We start from the raw sequence: 20384 nt of genomic DNA on the forward strand, positions 1-20384 counted from the left end.
CCGCGACGCGCGCCATGTACTCCGCGGACGCGTCGAACTACCGCCGCGTTCCGCTCGGCCTCGTCACCCCGGTCGACACCGACGACGTGGAAGCCGCGGTGTCGGTGTGCAGCACGCACGAGGTGCCGGTGCTGCCGCGCGGGGCGGGCACGAGCATCGCAGGCCAGGCCGTCAACACCGGCGTGGTGCTCGACTTCACCCGGCACCTGAACCGCGTGCTGGAGATCGATCCGGCCGCCCGGACCGCCCGCGTCGAGGCCGGGGTCGTGTGCGACGCGCTGCGCGACGCCGCGCGCCCGCACGGGCTGACGTTCGGGCCCGATCCGTCCACGCACAACCGCTGCACGCTCGGCGGGATGATCGGCAACAACGCCTGCGGCTCGCACTCGGTGGCCTGGGGCAAGACCGTCGACAACGTGCACGGCCTCGACGTGCTCACCTATCGCGGCGAGCGGCTGGAGCTGGGCCGCGGGACGCCGAGGGGCGGCCGGATCCCGGAGGCGTTGCGGGCGCTGGCGGACCGGGTCGGCGACGACGTGCGGCGCGCGTTCCCCGACCTCACCCGGCGCGTCTCCGGCTACAACCTGGACCAGCTGCTGCCCGAGAACGGGTTCGACCTGGCCCGCGCGCTCGTCGGCACCGAGGGCACCTGTGCCACCGTGCTGGAGGCGACGGTGCGGCTCGTGGAGTCGCCGCCCGCCCGCGCGCTGGCCGTGCTCGGGTTCCCCGACGCCTACACCGCCGCCGATCACGTCATGGTCGTGCGCGAGCTGGGCCCGCTCACGATCGAGGGCATGGACGCCGGGCTGATCGCGGCGCTGCGCGCGTCCAACCCGGTGGAGACGGCGTCGCGGGCGTTGCCCGAGGGCGGCGGCTGGCTGTACGTGGAGACCGGTGGCGCGACCCGCGAGGAGGCCCACGCGGCGGCAGAGGCCGTCGCCACTGCGATGAAGCCTTACGCGACGGCGAGCGTGGTCGTCAGCGACCCGGCGCAGATGAAGGCCCTGTGGCGGATCCGCGAGGACGGCGCGGGCATCCTCACGCGTTCGCCGGACGGCGGCGAGGCCTGGCCCGGCTGGGAGGACGCCGCGGTGCCGCCGGAGCGGTTCGGCGCCTACCTGCGGGAGTTCGACGCCCTGCTGACCCGCCACGGCCGCCGCGGCGCGTACTACGGCCACTTCGGCGACGGCTGCCTGCACGTCCGGATCGACTTCGACCTGCTCAGCCGGGCCGGCATCGCGAACTTCCGGGGGTTCATGGAGGACGCGGCCGACCTGGCCGTGGCGCACGGCGGCTCGCTGTCTGGCGAGCACGGCGACGGCGCCGCGCGTGCCGAGCTGCTGCCGCGGATGTACCCGCCGGAGATCATCGCCGCGTTCGAGGAGTTCAAGGGGGTCTGGGACCCGGACGACCGGATGAACCCCGGCCGCGTCGTGCGCCCCGCGAAGCTCGACGAGGACCTGCGGGTCTTCGTCGGCATGCCCACCCTGCCCGACGAGCCGGAATGGGCGTTCTCCCACGACCGCGGCTCCTTCACCCGCGCCACCCGCCGCTGCCTGGGGGTGGCCAAGTGCGTCACCGAGCACGGCGGCGTGATGTGCCCGAGCTACCGCGCGACGGGCGAGGAGATGCACTCGACGCGCGGGCGGGCGCGGCTGCTGTTCGAGATGGCCTCCGGCGAGGTGGTCGGCGGCGGCTGGCAGTCGCCGGAGGTGGCCGAGGCGCTGGACCTGTGCCTGTCGTGCAAGGGCTGCAAGCGCGACTGCCCGGTGGGCGTGGACATGGCCGCCTACAAGACCGAGTTCCTCGCCCAGCGCTACAAGCGCAGGCTGCGGCCCGCGGCGCACTACTCGATGGGCGCGCTGCCGCGGTGGCTGCGGCTGGCCCGGCGCCTGCCCGCCCGCGCGGTGGACGCCCTCAACGCGGCCGCCCGCGGCCCGTTGGGTGCGCTGGCGAAACGGGTGGGTGGGATCGCGCGGGAGCGGGCGATCCCCCCGTTGGCCCGGCGCCCGTTCACCGCCGCCCGTTGCAGCAAAGCCACTTTCACGCAACCCGATGGCATGAAAGTGGCTTTGCTGCAATCGCGGCGCCGGGTGCTGCTGTGGCCGGACACGTTCAGCAACCACTTCGACCCGGCGATCCTCGGCTCCGCCGTCGCCGTGCTCGAGGAGCTCGGGTACGTCGTCGAGGTCCCGCCGCGGGACATCTGCTGCGGGCTCACCTGGACCTCCACCGGGCAGCTCGACGCCGCCCGCCGGGTGCTGCGGCGCAGCCTGCGCACGATCGAGCCGTGGCTCACCGCGGGGGTGCCCGTCGTCGGGCTCGAGCCGTCGTGCACTGCCGCGCTGCGGGCCGACGCGTCCGAGCTGCTGCCCGATGACCCGCTCGCCGCCGCGGTCTCATCCGGCGTGCGCACGTTCGCCGAGGTGCTCGCCGAGCACGCCGACGAGCTGCGCGAGCGCGTGGTCGGGCCAGGGCAGCGGGCGCTGGTGCAGGTGCACTGCCACCAGCACGCGGAGCTGGGCAGCGGCGCGGACCGGTCGGCGATGGCCGCGCTCGGCGTCGACGCGGAGGTGCTCGACTCCGGGTGCTGCGGGCTGGCCGGCAACTTCGGGTTCGAGCAGGGGCACTACGCGGTGTCGATGGCGTGCGCGGAGCGGGTGCTGCTGCCCGCCGTGCGCGCCGCCGAGCCCGACGTCGCCGTGCTGGCCGACGGCTTCAGCTGCCGTACCCAGCTCCGTCAGGCCGGCACCCGGGAACCGGTACACCTCGCCCAGCTCGCGGCCCGGGCACTCGGGCTCGACCGCTGACCGTCCAACTGTTCACGCCAACGGGTGGGCGGCGATACTGTTCGTCACCGTGGAGATCGACATCACCGTCCCGCAGTCGGCGCGCGTGTACGACTACTGGCTCGGCGGCAAGGACAACTACCCGGCCGACCGCGCGATGGGCGATGCGCTCGCCGAGCAGATCCCCGCGATCCGCACCATGGTCCGTGCCCAGCGCGCGTTCCTGGCCCGGGCTGTGCGCCACCTCGCCCGCGACGCGGGCGTCCGGCAGTTCCTCGACGTCGGCACGGGTATCCCCACGTTCGGCAACGTGCACGAGGTGGCACAGGAGGTCGCGACCCGATCGTGCTCGCCCACGCCCGTGCGCTGATGACCAGCAGGCCGGAGGGCCGCACCGCGTTCATCGCCGCCGACCTGCGCAGCCCGGACACGATCCTCGGCGACCCCGCCCTCGCCGCGACGCTCGACCTCGAGCAGCCGGTGGCGTTGATGCTCATCGGGATCCTGCACCACCTGCCCGACGACGCCGACCCGTACGGGGCCGTGGCGACGCTCCTGGCCGCCCTGCCGTCGGGCAGCCACCTCGTGCTCGTCCACCCGGCCTCGGACTTCGACCGCGAGGCGATGGTGCGCATGGCGGCCACGGCGCAGCGCGGCGGGACCCCGTACGTGGCGCGCGACAAGGCGGAGACGGCGAAGTTCTTCGACGGGCTGGAGATGGTGGAGCCCGGCCTGGTGCCGATCCTGGGTTGGCGGCCGGACGTCGAACCGTCCCCGCCGCACGGCGACGTCAACAGCGTGTGGGGCTGGTGTGGCGTCGGCCGCAAACCCTGACCCCCTCGCTTCATTCCGAATTGCGGAAGCACTGTGACTCCATGCGGAAAAAATTCGGCCACAGGTGTTGATTGGGACGCTCCTCTGATGTGAGGCTGCCTGGCGACCGACCGGGACGATCCGGTCGCGCGTTCGGAGGGACGTCACTGTGGACAACCTCGGGCTGCTGAGCCTGGCTGCGCTGGCGCCGATCCTGGTCGTGGCGGTTCTGCTCGTCGGGCTGCGCTGGCCCGCGAAGTACGCGATGCCGATCGGGTTCGTCGCGGCGGTGCTGGTGGGCGCGCTCGTCTGGGGCATGGACGCCGCCGTGCTCGCCGCCGCCAGCGTGGAGGGCCTGGTCATCGCGATCGGGCTGCTCTACATCATCTTCGGCGCGCTGCTTCTGCTCCAGACGCTCACGGCGAGCGGCGCGCTGGCGACGATCCGCGCCGGCTTCACCACGGTCAGCGCCGACCGCAGAGTCCAGGCGATCATCATCGGCTGGCTGTTCGGGTCGTTCATCGAGGGAGCGTCCGGGTTCGGCACGCCCGCCGCGGTCGTCGCCCCGCTGCTGCTGGCGCTGGGTTTCCCGGCGATGGCGGCGGTGATGGTCGGACTGATCATCCAGAGCACGCCGGTGAGCTTCGGCGCGGCGGGTACGCCCGTGCTCACCGGGCTCGGGCGGGGGCTGTCCGGCGACCCGGCGGTGGAGCGGCGGGTGTCGGTGCTCGGGCTCGACATGCCCGGCTACCTGCACGTCCTCGGCCTCGACGTGGCCCTGCTGCACGCCGTCATCGGCACGCTCATCCCGCTGTTCCTGGCCTGCATGCTCACCGGCTTCTTCGGGGGCCGGTTCGGCGACGGGCTGCGGGTCTGGCCGTTCGCGATCTACGCCGCGTTCGCGATGACCGTCCCGTACGTGCTCGTCGCTGCGGTGCTCGGACCGGAGTTCCCGTCGCTGCTCGGCGGCCTGATCGGGCTGGCCCTGGTCATGTTCACCTCCAGCCGCGGGTTCCTCATGCCGAAGCAGACGTGGGAGTTCCCGCCGCGGGAGCGCTGGTCGGACCGCTGGACGGGGACGCTGGCGCCCGACACGTCCGAGGTGGCGGGCCGCAGCATGAACATCTGGCTGGCCTGGTCGCCGTACGTGGTGGTGGCGCTGCTGCTGGTGCTCAGCCGCACCGTCCCGCCGGTCACGCAGTTCCTGTCCGGAATCACGATCGACGTCGACAACATCTTCGGGACCGAGATCTCGGAGTCGCTGCAGCCGTTCTACCTGCCCGGGTTCATCTTCATCGTCGCCTGTCTGGTCACCTACGGGCTGCACCGGATGAGCGGGCGCGACATCGGCACCGCGTGGCGGGTCTCGGCGAGCCAGCTCGCCGGTGCGGCCGTCGCGCTGCTGTTCGCGCTGCCACTCGTGCGGATCCTGATCAACTCCGGGCCGGCGTTCAACGACACCGGGCTGTCGAGCATGCCCGTCACCCTCGCCGAGGGTGCGTCCGCACTCGCGGGCGACGCCTGGCCGGTACTCGCCCCGTGGATCGGTGCGCTGGGCGCGTTCGTGGCGGGCAGCAACACCGTCAGCAACCTGACGTTCTCGCTGTTCCAGTTCGCGACGGCGGAGAACATCGGGGCCAGTCCGGAGACGGTGGTCGCCACCCAGGCCGTCGGCGGCGCCGCCGGCAACATGATCACCGTGCACAACGTGGTGGCCGCGTCGGCGACGGTCGGCCTGCTGGGCCGCGAGGGCGACCTCATCCGCAAGACGATCATCCCGACCACCTACTACTGCCTCTTTGCGGGCGGCCTGTCGTTCGTCCTGGTCAACGGCGTGGGGCTCAACGTGGGCACCGGGCTGCTCGTCGCGCTGGCGATCGTGCTCGCGGTCGTCGTCGTCCGGCTCGCCCGGCAATCGGTGTCGGACCGCGTATCGGCGCCGGATCCGGTGGCCGACGCAGCGCGGCCCCGGACCGAGTGAGGCGTCCGGCGACCGTTAGCCCTACCCGGGCGGCGGGTAGTGCCCCCTTATGTCCCACGTACCCAGCATCACCCTGAACAACGGCGTCGAGATCCCGCAGTTCGGCTTCGGCGTCTTCCAGATCGGGCCGGATCAGACCGTGGACGCGGTACGCATCGCCTTCGAGGCGGGCTACCGGCACATCGACACGGCGCAGGGGTACCGCAACGAGGAGGGTGTGGGCCAGGCGGTCCGCGAGTCCGGCCTGTCGCGCGACGAGGTCTTCGTCACCACCAAGCTCGCCAACGGCAGGCAGGGCTACGACGAGGCGATGACGGCGTTCGACGAGAGCCTGCAGCGCCTCGGCCTCGACCACGTCGACCTGTTCCTGATCCACTGGCCGCAGCCGGGCAAGGACCTCTACGTGGAGACGTGGAAGGCCTTCGAGAAGATCGCCTCCGACGGCCGGGCGCGCTCCATCGGCGTCTCCAACTTCCAGATCCCGCACCTGGAGCGCCTCGCGGCCGAGACGGGCACCGTGCCCGCCGTGAACCAGATCGAGCTCCACCCGATGCTGCCGCAGGCCGACCTGCGCGCCTACCACCGCGAGCACGGGATCGCGACGGAGGCGTGGAGCCCGATCGGCCAGGGTGGCGACCTGCTGCGCGACGACCGGCTCGTCGGGCTGGGCGAGAAGTACGGCAAGAGCCCGGCCCAGATCGTGCTGCGCTGGCACGTCCAGCTCGGCAACATCGTGTTCCCGAAGTCGGTGACGCCCTCGCGGATCCGGGAGAACATCGATGTGTTCGACGTGGAGCTCTCCGACGACGACATGGCGACGATCGCCGAGCTGGACAGCGGGACGCGGTTGGGGCCGGACCCGGACCGGTTCGGCTGAGCGGAGCTCGCGGAGCGATCATCGGTGCTGAGGGATCGCGGGCGTGTCGAGCCCCACCCTGCGCGCGGGCCCGCACGCGCCTACCGTCGGGCCGCATGTTGGCAATCACCGACCTCGCGGCCGAGGCCATCAAGTCCTTGACCACCGACGCGGAGCTGCCCGAGGGAAGCGGGCTGCGGATCTCCGCCCCTGACCCGGAGCAGGGCCTGGAGCTGTCGCTCGCGGGGCAGCCCGCCACCGACGACGTCGTCCTGTCCGGCGAGGGCGTCAGCGTGTTCCTCGAGCCCGTGGTGGCCGAGGTGCTCGACGACAAGGTGCTCGACGTCCAGCCGGTACCCGGCCCGGAGGGCGAGCAGGAGCTGCGCTTCGCCATCGGCCCGCAGGAGCAGCCCGAGGCCTGACCGCAGGCCATCACGCCACCGACGGGGTGGCACCGCCGATCGCATGGTCGGGGGTGCCGCCCCGTCTTTTCGTGCATCCGGTGCTCGCGACGTCGGCATGAACCGGTTCAGAAGCACCGAAAATGCATCCTCGTCGCTCAATGTGACCCGTGTCCTGGCGGTGAGCGACGGCTGGGTCTTGGCCGAGATGAACCGGTCCAGTAACTTGCCGTTCACGGCACCCGGCAGCGTCGGCAATGCGACCGACGCCCAGGGATCGGGGCGATTTTGGCGCGCCCTGAATCACGCCGTCGTGATACCTCGAAAAAGGGGCCACTGATGCACCTGAGAAGGACCCGTCGCACACGGCTCGCCGTCACGGCGGCCCTCACCGGCGCGGTGCTCGCGCTGTCCGCCTGCAGTGGCGGCAGTTCCTCCGAGGGTCAAGGGCCCGCCGGAGGGAGTGAGCCCACCACCATCACCGTGTTCAACGGCTCCACCGGCACGATCGCGGAGAACTGGAACCCGCATTCCCCCACGCTTCTGCGGCCGGCGCGCGGGATCCTGTACGAACCCTTGTTCTACTACAACATCACCGCCCCGGCGGGAACCGAGCCGGAACCGATCCTCGGCACGGACTGGAGCTGGAACGAGGACGGCACCGAGCTCACGATCACCACGCGCGAGGGCGTGACGTGGTCCGACGGGGAGCCGTTCACGGCGGCGGACGTCGCGTTCTCGCTGAACCTGCCGAACGAGCACCCCGAGCTCAACGCGTCGGGCTTCGACGGCACGGCCGAGGCCACGAGCGACAACACCGTGGTCGTGAGGTTCCCGGAGACCTCCTTCGTGCAGGAGGCGAGCGTCCTCGGGGACAACCCGATCCTGCCCGAACACGTCTGGTCCGAGCTCGACCCCGTCACGACCATCAACCCGGACCCCGTGGTCACCGGCCCGTACACGGTGGCGGAGTTCAGCCCGCAGAGCTACGTGCTCGCGGCCAACCCGAACTACTGGGGCGGCGCGCCGGCCGTCGACCGGGTGCGCTACATCGCCCTCGCCGGCGCCGACGCGGCCAGCGCGGCACTGCTCGCGGGCGACGTCGACTGGATGAGCTCCTTCTTCCCGGGCTTGCAGCAGCTGATGGCGAGCAACCCGGAACTGAGCTGGGTGAACTCGCCCGCCTTCAGCACGACGTTCCACACGTGCGCGAACGCCGACCTCGGCTGCACCGGCCCGCAGACCGACGTCGCCGTCCGGCAGGCGATCTACCACGGCATCGACCGCACGCAGCTCAACCAGCTCGCGTTCGCCGACCTCGGCGCCATGCCATCACCCGCGCTGCTGATGCCGGAGCGCGACGCGGACTGGATCGCCGATGACATCGAGCTCGCCCCGGCCAACGCCGACGTGGCGCGGGCGAGGTCGATCCTCGAGGGCGCCGGCTGGACGATGGGCGGGGACGGGATCTACACCAGGGACGGGCAACGCCTCACGCTCAACGTCCAGGTCGTCAGCGGCTACAGCGACTTCATCTCTGCCATCGAGGCGATGACGCAGCAACTCCGGGAGGTGGGCATCGAGCTGACCTCCAGTCAGCTGTCGTACAACGAGTGGGCGGCCAACGAGACCAACGGGACGTTCCAGCTGTCGATGGACTCGATCGGTCCCGGCCCGTCGACCGACCCGTACTTCGTCTACGCGCGCAAGTACGCCACGAGCACCACCGCGCCGGTCGGGCAGAGCGCGTCGAGCAACAACCAGGTGCGCTACAGCAACCCGGTGGTCGACCAGGAGGCCATCGAGGCGGCCGCCCAGATGGACGACGACGCCGTCAAGGCCGAGCAGTACGCGATCATCCAGCGGGAGATCGCCCGGGACATGTCCTACATCCCGATCATCATCGGCTCGACCCTCACGGAGTTCAACAACAGCCGGGTCACCGGCTGGCCGACCCAGGACGACCTGTACGCGTTCCCCGCCTCCTGGAAGTCGTGGGACAACGGGATCGTCCTGAAGAACCTGCAGCCCGCCGGACAGTGACCGATGATGCGCTTCTACCTGCAGAAGATCGGCTTCTACCTGGCGGCGCTCTGGGCAGCCCTGACCATCAACTTCGTGCTGCCGAGGCTGATGCCGGGCAATCCCGTCGACATCATGCTGGCGAGGCTCTCGGCCCGGGGATCGGTGGCCCCGGAGGCCCGGCGGGCGATCGAACTCATGCTCGGCATGGACACCGACCAGTCCATCGTCGGTCAGTACGTCGCCTACCTGGGGAACGTGGCCAGGGGTGACTTCGGGGTGTCGGTGACGGTCTTCCCGCAGACCGTCGCCGACACCATCGCCGACACCCTGCCGTGGACGATCGCGCTGATGGGTATCGCCACGGTCATCTCGTTCGTCCTCGGCGTGGTGCTGGGCCAGTTCGCCGGCTGGAAGCGCGGATCGTGGCTGGACAAGCTCATCCCGGTCACCACGATGTTCCAGTCGGTGCCGTACTTCTGGCTGGCGCTGGTCCTGCTCTACCTGTTCGGCAGCGTGTGGCAGGTCTTCCCGCTGAACGGCGGCTACGACGTCTACGAGACCACCCCCGGCTGGAACGGCGAGTTCATCGCGAGCGCGATCTACTACGGCACCCTCCCGGCCCTGACGATCGTGCTGTCGTCGGTGGCGGGCTGGATGCTCGGGATGCGCAACATGATGGTGTCGACGCTGTCGGAGGACTACGTCGTCACCGCGGAGGCCAAGGGCCTGCACCCCCGCCGGATCATGACGACCTACGCGGCCCGCAACGCCATCCTGCCCTCGCTCGCGGGCTTCGCGATCTCCCTCGGGTTCATCGTCGCCGGGTCGATCGTCGCCGAACAGGTCTTCTCCTACCCCGGCATCGGCATGACGCTGCTGTCGGCCGTGCAGAACAACGACTACGCGCTGATGCAGGGGATCTTCCTCGTCATCACGCTCTCGGTGCTCGGAGCGAACCTGCTGGTCGACCTGCTCTACAGCCTCATCGACCCCCGCACCCGGGCCCGGGCGTAGGAGGAGGACGTCGTCATGGCCATCACCACCGACACGACCGTCGCGCCCGATGCCGCGGTCTCCGGTGCGCGCCGCACACGCAAGCGCCTGCGACTGCCGGAGCCGACCCCGATGATGATCGGCGGCCTCGTGATCTGCGGGGCCATCACGCTGTTCGGCGTCGTTGCCCCGTTCCTCGTGGGCAGCCCGGACGCGGTGAACAACGTCGGGCTGCGGCCGCCGGGCGACGGGTACCTGCTCGGCACCACCCAGACCGGGCAGGACGTCTTCGCCCAGCTCGCCCACGCCACCCGTGGGTCGCTGATCATCGGCTTGACGGTCGGCGTGCTCGCCATCCTGTTCTCGGCCGTCTTCGGGATCATCGGGGCGTACGTCGGCGGCTGGGTCGACGAGGGCTTCTCGCTGTTCAGCAACATCATGCTGGTCATCCCGGGCCTCCCGCTCGTGATCGTCATCTCGAGCTACGTGCAGCAGAAGGGCATCCTGCTCATCTCCCTCGTGCTGGCGGTCACGAGCTGGGCCGGCGCCGCCCGCGTGCTGCGCGCGGTCACGCTGAGCGTGCGCAGCCGTGACTACGTGCTGGCCTCGCCCGTGGCGGGGGAGCGGACCTGGCGGATCCTGTTCGTGGAGATCATGCCCAACCTCGTGCCGCTGCTGGCGTCGATGTTCATCTTCGCGGTGATCGGCGCGATCCTCGGCGAGGCCGGCCTCGCGTTCATCGGCCTCGGGGCGAGCAACTCCTGGACCTGGGGAACCATGCTGTTCTGGGCCGGCAACGGGCTCGCGCTCCGGCTCGGGGCGCTGTGGTGGTTCGTCCCGCCCGGCCTGCTCATCGCGCTGTTCGGCGCCGGTCTCGCAATGATCAACTTCGCGATCGACGAGATCATCAACCCCAAGCTGCGCAACCAGGGCGCCTCGGCCGTCCGGCGGCGCAGGACGAAGGAGGCGCGATGAACATCGCTGACCCCGTGCTGACGCTCGAGAACGTCAGCATCGACTACCTGGCCGAGAAGACCGTCCACGCGGTCCGGAACGTCGATCTCACGCTCGGTCGTGGCGAGATCCTCGGCCTCGCCGGGGAGAGCGGCTGCGGGAAGAGCACGCTCGCCTACGGGATCACCCGGTTGCTCAAGCCGCCCGCGGTGATCTCCTCGGGCCGGATGGTCTTCTCCGGCCGCGACGGCATCGCGCTCGACCTCGCCGCGCTGCAGGGTGAGCAGCTGCGGGCGGTCCGCTGGGACAGGATCTCGATGGTGTTCCAGGGGGCGATGAACTCGCTCAACCCCGTCATCGACATCCGCGCCCAGCTCGAGGACGTGTTCACGACGCACCGGCCGGGCATGGGCAGGCAGGAGCGCCGGAAGCTCGCAGGCAACCTGCTGGAGCGCGTCGGCGTCGACCGGGTCCGGTTGTCGTCCTACCCCCACGAGCTGTCCGGCGGGATGCGGCAGCGGGTCATGATCGCCATGGCCATGACGCTCGGACCCGAGGTCATGATCATGGACGAGCCCACGACGGCGCTCGACGTCGTGGTGCAGCGGGAGATCCTGCGGGAGATCACGCGACTGCGGGCCGAGCTCGGGTTCGCCGTCGTCTTCATCACCCACGACCTGCCGCTGCTGCTCGAGATCAGCGACCGGATCGCCGTGATGCGCGAGGGCCGCATCGTCGAGCTGGGCGCGGCCGCGGACGTCTACCTGCGCCCGCAGCACGCCTACACGAAGCAGCTGCTCGCCTCGTTCCCCAGCCTCACCGGCGATCGCGGCCAGTTCGTCCGCGGCGGGGCCGACACGAGGCTCGAGGAGCTCGACCGCGTGCGCGTCCACGCCGAGGAGGTGGCGTCGCGGTGACCACCCTGGAGCTGCGCGACGTCGTCAAGGAGTACCGGCTGCGGGGCGGCCGGCGCGGGCAGACGCTCGCGGCCGTCCAGAACGTGAGCCTCACTGTGGAGTCGGGCAGGACCGTCGCGCTCGTCGGTCAGAGCGGGAGCGGGAAGTCGACGATCGCGAAGCTGCTCATGCAACTGGAGCGGCCCACGTCGGGGCAGATCCTCCTCGACGGGAAGCCGATCGGCCGCCACGGCCGGGCACTGCGCGAGTACCGCAAGAACGTGCAGATGGTGTTCCAGGACCCGTTCGCGTCGCTCAACCCGTTCCACACGGTCGCCCACCACCTGGAGCGGCCGCTGCGCCTGCACGGCAGGGGGCGATCGGCCGACGAGATCGAGCGGCTCGTCCACGGCCTGCTGGAGCGGGTCCGCCTCGAGCCCGCCGAGCTCGTGGCGCGCAGGCGGCCCCACGAGCTGTCCGGGGGCCAGCGCCAGCGGGTCGCGATCGCCAGGGCACTGGCGCCCGAGCCGTCGATCCTCGTGGCCGACGAGCCGGTGTCGATGCTCGACGTGTCGATCCGCCTGGGCGTGCTCAACCTGCTTGCGGACCTGCAACGCGAGTCAAACCTCGGCGTCCTCTACATCACCCACGACCTCGCCACGGCGCGGCACTTCTCCGACGAGATCCTCGTGATGCGCGGCGGCGAGATCGTCGAGCGCGGCCCGTCCGACGACGTCATCCTCGACCCGCAGCACGAGTACACGAAGCTCCTGCTCGACGCCTCACCCAACCCGGAAAAGAGATTGGCCCAGTGACGGAGATCGGCCCAGTGACGCTCGATGACCTCGAGACCTCCCGCTCCCCGCAGGTCCCCGCCCTCGTTCCGCTGCGCGCCACCCCGTTGACCACCGACGCCGGTGTCTCGTGGTCGGTGCGACCCGGTGCGGGTCCGGTCCCGGCGGGGCTGTTGCCGGACGCGCTGCCGGCCACCGTGCCGGGCGAGGTGCACACCGACCTGCTGGCCGCGGGCGCGATCCCGGACCCGTTCGACGGGGCCAACGAGGGCGCGCTGGCCTGGATCGGGCGCACGGCGTGGCTCTACCGGGCGGACTTCACCTGGAACCCCGACGGCGGGTGCCGCCACGAGCTCGTGGCCGACGGGCTGGACACGGTGGCCACGGTGCGGCTCAACGGCACCGAGGTGGGGCGCACCGCCAACCAGCACCGCAGCCACCGGTTCGACGTCACCGCGCTGCTGGTGCCGGGCGCCAACGAGCTGGTCGTCGAGTTCGCCGCGCCGGTCGACGCCGCGGAACGGCTCGCCGAGCAGCTCGGCGCCCGCCCGCACGTCAACCACCACCCGTTCAACGCGATCCGCAAAATGGCGAGCAACTACGGGTGGGACTGGGGCCCGGACGTGGCGACCGCCGGGATCTGGAGGCCGATCCGGATCGAGTCGTGGAGCGACGTGCGGATCGCGGCGGTGCGTCCGCTGGCCACGGTGGACGGCGCCACCGGCGTGCTCGACGTGCATGTCGACCTGGCCTGGGAGGACGAGCCGAGGATCGAGGCCGTCACGGTCGCGGTCCGGGTGGGTGGGCGCACCGCCGAGGCCGTCGTCGCGGCCGGGCAGGTGTCGGCGTGCGTCACCGCCACCGTCGAGGACGTCGATCTGTGGTGGCCCCGCGGGTACGGCGACCAGCCGCTCCACGACGTGGCCGTCGCGCTCACCGCGGGCGACGGCGTGAGGATCGGCGGGTGGGACGGGCGGGTCGGGTTCCGCACGGTCGAGCTGGACACCGCCCCCGACGAGCACGGCGGGGCGTTCACCTTTCGGGTCAACGGCGAGGAGGTGTACGTCCGCGGCGCCAACTGGATCCCCGACGACGCCTTCGTCACCCGCCTGACGGCCGAGACCTACGCGCGCAGCGTCCGCGACGCCGTCGACGCGAACATCAACCTCCTGCGCGTCTGGGGCGGCGGGATCTACGAGAGCGAGCACTTCTACCGGGCGTGTGACGAGCTGGGCGTGCTCGTGTGGCAGGACTTCCTGTTCGCCTGCGCCGCCTACGCGGAGGAGGAGCCGCTGCGCGGCGAGGTGGAGGCCGAGGCACACGAGGCGGTCACCCGGCTGTCGCAGCACGCGAGCCTCGCGCTGTGGAACGGCTGCAACGAGAACATCTGGGGTTACGTCGAGTGGAACTGGCGGGCCCCGCTGGCCGGACGCACCTGGGGCGCGGGGTACTACCTCGACGTCCTGCCGGGCATCGTGGCGGAGCTCGACCCGCGCACGCCGTACTCGGCGGGCAGCCCGTACTCGTTCAGCCCGTTCATCCACCCGAACGACCCGCGCAACGGCAGCATGCACATCTGGGACGTGTGGAACGAGGTGGACTACCGCGCCTACCACGACTACGCGCCCCGTTTCGTCGCGGAGTTCGGCTTCCAGGGCCCGCCCGCGTGGTCGACGCTCACCTCGGTGGTGCACGACGAGCCGCTCGACCCGCACGGCCCGCAGATGCTGGTGCACCAGAAGGCCGCGGACGGCAACGGCAAGCTCGAGCGGGGCCTCGGCGACCACCTGCCGAAGTGGCGCGACGTCGACGAGTGGCACTGGATCACCCAGCTCAACCAGGCACGCGCGGTCGCGTACGGCATCGAGCACTTCCGCAGCCTGTTCCCGCGCAACACCGGCGCGGTCGTCTGGCAGCTCAACGACAACTGGCCGGTGATCTCCTGGGCGGCCGTGGACGGGTACGGGATCCGCAAGCCGCTGTGGCACGCCCTGCGGCGGGTGTTCGCCGACCGGCTCGTCACGGTCCAGCCGCGCGACGGCGGGCTCGCGGTCGTGGTGCACAACGACTCGCCGGACCCGTGGTCGGCGGAGCTGGTCGTGACCCGGCGGGGGACCGGCGCCGGGAGCCCCGTGCTCGCGAGCGAGGCGCTGCCGGTCGAGGTGGCCGCGCGCAGCGCCGTCACGGTGGAGCTGCCGCCGTCGCTGGCGGTGGCCGGGGTGCCTGACGCGGAGTTCCTGCAGGTCACCGGGTCCTCCCCGGCGTTCTGGTACTTCCGCGAGGACAGCGGCCTACACCTGGTGCCCACCGCCGACGCCCTGACGGCGGAGGCGACCCGCACGGCCGACGGCTACCAGGTCCGCGTCACCGCGTCCGCGCTGGTCAAGGACGTCTGCCTGTTCCCGGACCGGCTCGACCCCGCCGCCCGCGTCGACTCCGGCCTGGTGACCCTGGCCGCGGGCGAGAGCCACACCTTCACGGTGACGTCAGGGGAGCTGGACCGGGCAGTCCTGACCGGGGCCCCGGTACTCCGCACGGTGAACGACCTGACCTGAGCCCGCCCGCCTCCCCCGCCGCCTGGCAGCAAGGTGGCGATACTGCCGTCCAGTGGCAGCATTGCCACCTTGCTGGCGTTCCGGGCCGGGGACGTGCGGCGCTCGGACCTCAGAGCGCGCGAAGGTGCACCAGGGCGGCGTGGTCGGGCTGCAGCGGCGGCGCCTGGATCCCGACGGCGGCGAGGGCGCGGCCGGACAGCGTCACCTCGCCGCGTTGCCAGCTGGGGGCGTCGTTGTTCGTGGCGAGCGGGCCGGACGGGCCGACGGGTGCGAGCCGGTAGCGGCGATCCGGGTCGAGCCCGGGAATCCGGACGAGGCCGGGCGGCCAGCAGCTCGGCCGGTCCATCATCACGAACGCGAACAGCGCCTCCGAGCGGTCCTGCGCCACCACGCCGTGTGCCCACACGGCGTCTACCGGGTGATCCACCCGCACGGTCCGGCCGCTGTGCAGCAGCGGGCGGAACCGCTTCGCGAGCGCCACCCACTCGGCGAGCTCGGCCCGTTCCTCCACACTCGCCCTGGTGATGTCCCATTCGATCCCGAACGAGCCGAACAGCGCGGTGGCCGCGCGGAACGACAGGTCGTGGGTGCGGCCGGTGCTGTGCGAGACCGGGCTGCCGACTTGGCTGCCGACGAGCTCGGCGGGCAGCAGCTGCGCGGTCCAGCGCAGGATCTGCTGGCGCTCGTGCGGGTCGATGCAGTCGCTGGCCCAGATGCGGTCGGTGCGCTCGAGGATGCCGAGGTCGACCCGGGCCCCGCCGGACGAGCACGACTCGATCTCCAGCCTGGGGTGCGCCGCCTTCAGGCCGTCGAGGAGCCGGTAGACGGCCAGCGTCTGGGCGTGGCCCGCGCGGCCGGTGGCGGTCGAGCCGGCCTCGACGAGGTCGCGGTTGTGGTCCCACTTCAGGTAGGCGACGCCGTACTCCGTCACCAGGCTGCTCAGGCGCTCGAGGATGTGGGCGTACGCCTCCGGCTGCGCCAGGTCGAGCACCTGCTGGCGGCGGGCCTCCAGGGGCAGTCGCCCGCCCGTCTGCAGGATCCACTCCGGGTGCGCGCGGGCGAGGTCGGAGTCCGGGTTGACCATCTCCGGCTCCACCCACAGGCCGAACTCCATCCCGCGCTCCTTCACGCGGTCGACGAGGGGGTGCAGTCCCTTCGGCCACACGTCCTCGTCCACGTACCAGTCGCCGAGCCCGGCATCGTCGCTGCGGCGCCCGCGGAACCACCCGTCGTCGAGGACGAAACGCTCGACGCCCACCTCGGCGGCGCGCTCGACGAGGTCGAGCAGCCGGTCGAGGTCATGGTCGAAGTACACCGCCTCCCACGTGTTCAGGACGACCGGGCGCGTCGAGCGCGGGTGCTGTGGCCGGCTGCGCAGGTGCTCGTGGAACCGCGCCGCGGCGTCGTCCAGGCCGACGCCGTACGTGCCGTGGATCCACGGGCTGCGGTAGGTCTCGTCGCGGGCGAGCGCCAGCTCGCCGGGGAGCAGCAGCTCGCCGCCGGCCAGCAGGGTGCGGCCGGACGTCATCCGCTCCAGGTACGAGCGGTGGTTGCCGCTGAAGCCGACGTGCAGCCCCCACACCTCGCCGCCGCCGAACCCGAAGCCCGCCTCGCCGGCCATGAGCACGGTGGCCGCGTCGGTGCCGGTCCGGCCGCGCCGGTTCTCCCGCAGGTGCATGGCGACCGTGATGGCGCGGCGCTGTGGCACGCGCTCGCGCGACCAGCGACCGGCCTGGTCGAGCAGCTCCGTCGCCACCGGCGGCACCGGGAGCGCGACCGCCAGCTGTTCCACCGAGAAGGGCCTGTCGGCTGTGTTCGTGACGGCGGCCCGGGTGCGCACGAGCCCGGACGCGAGCAGCTCGACCTCGACCTCCAGTGCGAGCCCCGCGGCGGGGTCGCTCGCGCGGGCGACGACCCGGCGACCCGCCTCGTCGACGGCGTACTCGGTGGCGCCGAACCGCGTCGACCACGCGTCGCCACCCCCGTGCCCGAGGAGCGCGGGAGCGCCCATCCACCCCGCGCTGTGCTCGGGCAGCAGGCTCACCCGGACCGGCACGTCGACGGCGTTCTCCAGCAGCGGGGCCACCGTGCCGGCGAGGTCGCGCAGCTCGTCCTGGCCCACGGGACCGAGGTCCGCGCCCCAGTGCAGGACGGCGGGCAGGGTGTCGCCCGGCAGGTCGAGCACGAGGCTCACCCCACCGGCCCGCAGGTGGACGATGGACGCGATCATGCGATCTCCTCGGTGCGGGGTCGGTGTCGGCGTCGGGGGCACGGCACGGTGGCCGGCCAGAGGTCGGCGAGCACGCGGTGCCCAGGTCGGTCGGGTGGCCCGCGTCCACATCTCCCGGTCGGCGGGCGCGAGCACCGCGTCCCACCGCTCGGCGAGCCGGCGGATCACCTCGATCTCGGGGCGTTCGAGCGGCGGTCGGTGCCCCATCCCGACTCCCCGGTCGACGAGGCGATTGCCGCTGGCGCCGCTGTTGACCGGCCGCGGGGTGGCACCGGGCCGCGCGGCGAGCTCGTCGGCCACCGTCCGGACCCAGCCGTGGCCCGGCCCGCGGCCGGCGTCGTCGCGCCGTCCGCCGTCGGTGACGCTGTCCCCGGCGAACGCCACGATGCGCGCGTCGTCGAGCACTGCGTCCTCCCGTGCGGACGGGTCCCGGCCGAACAGCACGGAACGACGAAACTGATGAACCGGTTCAGAGCGCCGGCGACGCTACCGGAGCGGGCATCGGCGTCGCCAGTGGCGATTCGTGCGGAAATCGGCGGGCGGAGCGATTGCCGTTCGGGCACCAGCCTGTCAGGCCGATAATGTGAGCGGGCGCCGGGCCCCGCGACGGGTGTCGGGCACAGCGTCGTCGAAGGAGGATTCCGCGTGGCTCGGGTGACCATCAGGGAGATCGCTCGCCGGTCCGGGGTCTCGAAGGGCGCGGTCTCCTATGCGCTGAACGGGCAGCCGGGCGTCTCGGAGTCCACGCGGGCGCGGGTGCTCAAGGTCGCCGCCGAGCTGAACTGGGCGCCCAACAGCGCCGCGCGCATGCTGTCCGGGGCCCGCACCGACACGTTCGGCCTGGTCCTGGCCCGCCACCCCGCCACGCTCAGCTACGAGCCGTTCTACATGGAGTTCATCGGTGGCGTGGAGAGCGTGCTCACCACCAAGTCCTACGGGCTCCTGCTCCAGGTGGTGCCCGACATCGCCGCGGAGATCGCGACGTACCGCAAGTGGTCCTCCGAGCGACGGGTCGACGCCGTCATCGTGGTGGACGTGCGCGTCGACGATCCGCGCATCCCGCTGCTCGAGGAGCTGGAACTGCCCGCCGTCGTCGTGGCCGACCCCTCGCTGGCGGGCGGGCTCGCGGGCGTCGGCACCGACGACGCGAGCGCGGCGGAGCAGGCCGTCCGCCATCTGGCCGGGCTGGGGCACCGGACGCTGGGCCGGGTCGCCGGCCTTCGCGAGCTGGGGCACATCCGGATCCGCGACGAGGCGTTCGCCGCAGCGGCGCAGCGGTCCGGCCTGCGGATGCACACGGTGCACACCGACTTCTCCGGCGACGGGGGCGCCGAGGCCACGCGCACGCTGCTGGCCGAGCAGGAGCGGCCCACCGCGATCGTCTACGACAACGACCTGATGGCGGTCGCCGGCCTGTCGGCGATCAGCGAGCTGGGCATGAGCGTGCCGGGGGACGTGTCACTCGTGGCATGGGACGACTCGACGCTGTGCCGGATCACCCACCCGTCGCTCACCGCGATGGGGCACGACGTCGTGGCCTACGGCGCCGCCGTGGCGGAGCGCCTGTTCGGCCTGCTGGCCGGTGCGGGCGCCACCGCCGACCTCGTCGGGGCTCCGGCGCTGCGGGTGCGCGGCAGTTCCGCCCCGCCGCGCGGATGAATCGGAAATCCGCCGCGGAGGGAGACGGTGCTGAACCGGTATAGGGTCGACCGGTGGAATACCGCTACCTGGGCGACTCCGGCCTCAAGATCTCGGAGATCACGTACGGCAACTGGCTCACCCACGGCTCGCAGGTCGAGAACGACGCCGCCACCGCATGCGTCCGGGCCGCGATCGACGCCGGGATCACCACGTTCGACACGGCCGACGCCTACGCGAACGGCGCCGCGGAGACCGTCCTCGGCGAGGCGTTGGCGGGCGAGCGCCGGGCGTCGCTGGAGATCCTGACCAAGGTGTACTGGCCCACCGGGCCGAAGGGGCCCAACGACTCGGGCCTGTCCCGCAAGCACATCATGGAGTCGATCGACGCCAGCCTCACCCGGCTGCAGACCGACTACGTGGACCTCTACCAGGCCCACCGCTACGACTACGAGACGCCGCTCGAGGAAACGATGCAGGCGTTCGCCGACGTCGTCCGGGCCGGCAAGGCGCTCTACATCGGTGTCAGCGAGTGGACCGCCGAGCAGCTGCGCGCCGGCCAGGCGCTCGCCCGCGACCTCGGCTTCCGGCTCGTGTCCAACCAGCCGCAGTACTCGATGCTGTGGCGGGTCATCGAGGGCGAGGTAGTACCGGCGTCGCGGGAGCTCGGCGTCAGCCAGATCGTCTTCTCGCCGATCGCGCAGGGTGTGCTCACGGGCAAGTACAAGCCCGGTGCCGCGCCGCCCGCCGGCTCGCGGGCGACCGACGAGAAGGGCGGCGCGAACATGATCAAGCGCTTCCTGAACGACGAGACCCTCACCCGCGTGCAGCAGCTCGAGCCGGTCGCGGCGGACCTGGGGCTGTCGATGGCCCAGCTCGCCGTGGCCTGGGTGCTGCAGAACGACAACGTCGCGGCGGCGATCATCGGGGCGTCCCGTCCCGAGCAGGTCGCCGACAACGCGGGCGCCAGCGGCGTCACCCTGGACGACGACGTGCGCAAGCGCGTGGACGAGGCGCTGGGCGACATCGTCGAGCGCGACCCGGCCAAGACGGCGTCGCCGGGCACGCGCCCGAGCTGACCCCGGGCCGCGCCGCCGCCCACCGAACCGCGGCAAGGTGGCTTTACTGCGATAGCACCGCAGTAGAGCCACCTTGCTGCACCGCGGTGCCTGGGTGGGACCGGCCGCTTAGAGCGTGTCCCGTGGATCATGCGGGTCGGCTGCGGTAGATCTCTTCTGTGCTTGATCGCCACGACTTGACCGACGCGGAGTGGGCACGGCTGGAGCCGTTGCTGCCCGACCGGACACCGCGACGAGGGGGGCGGTGGGCTGATCACCGGCAGGTGATCAACGGGGTGTTCTGGCGGACCCGGTGTGGACTGCCGTGGCGGGACCTGCCTCCGCCGTATGGGTGCTGGAAGACCGTCTACAACCGGCATCGCCGCTGGTCAGGTGATGGC

At 71.7% G+C, this 20384-nt stretch carries 14 protein-coding genes and 1 pseudogene; 14 read left to right on the plus strand and 1 reads right to left on the minus strand.

The annotated features are described in order from the left end of the window. The first annotated feature begins 14 nt into the window (after positions 1-14). The 11 genes and pseudogenes from KME75_RS04310 (at position 15) to KME75_RS04360 (ending at position 15057) form a co-directional block, all read left to right on the plus strand. Positions 15-2810, plus strand: a complete 2796-nt coding sequence (locus KME75_RS04310) for an FAD-binding and (Fe-S)-binding domain-containing protein (protein WP_443690178.1) — start codon at positions 15-17, stop codon at positions 2808-2810. An 85-nt stretch (positions 2811-2895) separates the two neighbouring features. Continuing rightward, positions 2896-3623: pseudogene (locus KME75_RS42590) on the plus strand (SAM-dependent methyltransferase). A 148-nt stretch (positions 3624-3771) separates the two neighbouring features. After that, positions 3772-5583 (plus strand): L-lactate permease, encoded by a 1812-nt coding sequence (locus KME75_RS04325; RefSeq protein ID WP_219413206.1) that lies wholly within the window; start codon positions 3772-3774, stop codon positions 5581-5583. A 49-nt stretch (positions 5584-5632) separates the two neighbouring features. Then, a complete protein-coding gene (locus tag KME75_RS04330; RefSeq protein ID WP_219413207.1) occupies positions 5633-6460 on the plus strand; it encodes an aldo/keto reductase in 828 nt (275 codons plus the stop codon). A gap of 95 nt (positions 6461-6555) precedes the next feature. Beyond that, entirely contained in the window at positions 6556-6861 is a 306-nt protein-coding gene (locus tag KME75_RS04335) for an adhesin (protein ID WP_219413208.1), read from the plus strand. A 318-nt stretch (positions 6862-7179) separates the two neighbouring features. After that, on the plus strand, positions 7180-8883 hold the full coding sequence (locus KME75_RS04340; RefSeq protein ID WP_219413209.1) for an ABC transporter substrate-binding protein: 1704 nt from the start codon (positions 7180-7182) through the stop codon (positions 8881-8883). Between the two features lie 3 nt (positions 8884-8886). Then, positions 8887-9879, plus strand: coding sequence for an ABC transporter permease (locus tag KME75_RS04345; protein WP_246631431.1), 993 nt, complete (start codon positions 8887-8889; stop codon positions 9877-9879). Between the two features lie 15 nt (positions 9880-9894). Further along, complete coding sequence (locus tag KME75_RS42595) at positions 9895-10833, plus strand: ABC transporter permease (RefSeq protein ID WP_246631432.1); 939 nt, start codon at positions 9895-9897, stop codon at positions 10831-10833. After that, positions 10830-11729, plus strand: a complete 900-nt coding sequence (locus tag KME75_RS42600) for an ABC transporter ATP-binding protein (RefSeq protein ID WP_246631433.1) — start codon at positions 10830-10832, stop codon at positions 11727-11729. The genes KME75_RS42595 and KME75_RS42600 overlap by 4 nt, the downstream gene beginning before the upstream one ends. Next, complete coding sequence (locus tag KME75_RS04355; RefSeq protein WP_219413210.1) at positions 11726-12523, plus strand: ABC transporter ATP-binding protein; 798 nt, start codon at positions 11726-11728, stop codon at positions 12521-12523. The genes KME75_RS42600 and KME75_RS04355 overlap by 4 nt, the downstream gene beginning before the upstream one ends. 14 nt (positions 12524-12537) lie before the next feature. Beyond that, positions 12538-15057, plus strand: a complete 2520-nt coding sequence (locus KME75_RS04360) for a glycoside hydrolase family 2 protein (protein ID WP_219413211.1) — start codon at positions 12538-12540, stop codon at positions 15055-15057. 109 nt (positions 15058-15166) lie between these two features. Here KME75_RS04360 and KME75_RS04365 read toward each other — a convergent pair whose 3' ends face one another. Then, complete coding sequence (locus KME75_RS04365) at positions 15167-17731, minus strand: alpha-galactosidase (protein WP_308282543.1); 2565 nt, start codon at positions 17729-17731, stop codon at positions 15167-15169. Between the two features lie 201 nt (positions 17732-17932). Between KME75_RS04365 and KME75_RS04370 the strand changes: the two genes are divergently transcribed. The 3 genes from KME75_RS04370 to KME75_RS04380 form a co-directional block, all read left to right on the plus strand. Then, on the plus strand, positions 17933-18946 hold the full coding sequence (locus tag KME75_RS04370; protein ID WP_219413212.1) for a LacI family DNA-binding transcriptional regulator: 1014 nt from the start codon (positions 17933-17935) through the stop codon (positions 18944-18946). A gap of 53 nt (positions 18947-18999) precedes the next feature. Beyond that, positions 19000-20004 (plus strand): aldo/keto reductase family protein, encoded by a 1005-nt coding sequence (locus KME75_RS04375; RefSeq protein ID WP_219413213.1) that lies wholly within the window; start codon positions 19000-19002, stop codon positions 20002-20004. Positions 20005-20162: 158 nt separating this feature from the next. Beyond that, positions 20163-20384, plus strand: a 222-nt coding sequence (locus KME75_RS04380; protein WP_308282544.1) for a transposase, incomplete at its 3' end; no start/stop codon positions are given.

It is taken from the genome of Pseudonocardia nigra, from assembly GCF_019396355.1.
GTDB lineage: Bacteria > Actinomycetota > Actinomycetes > Mycobacteriales > Pseudonocardiaceae > Pseudonocardia > Pseudonocardia nigra.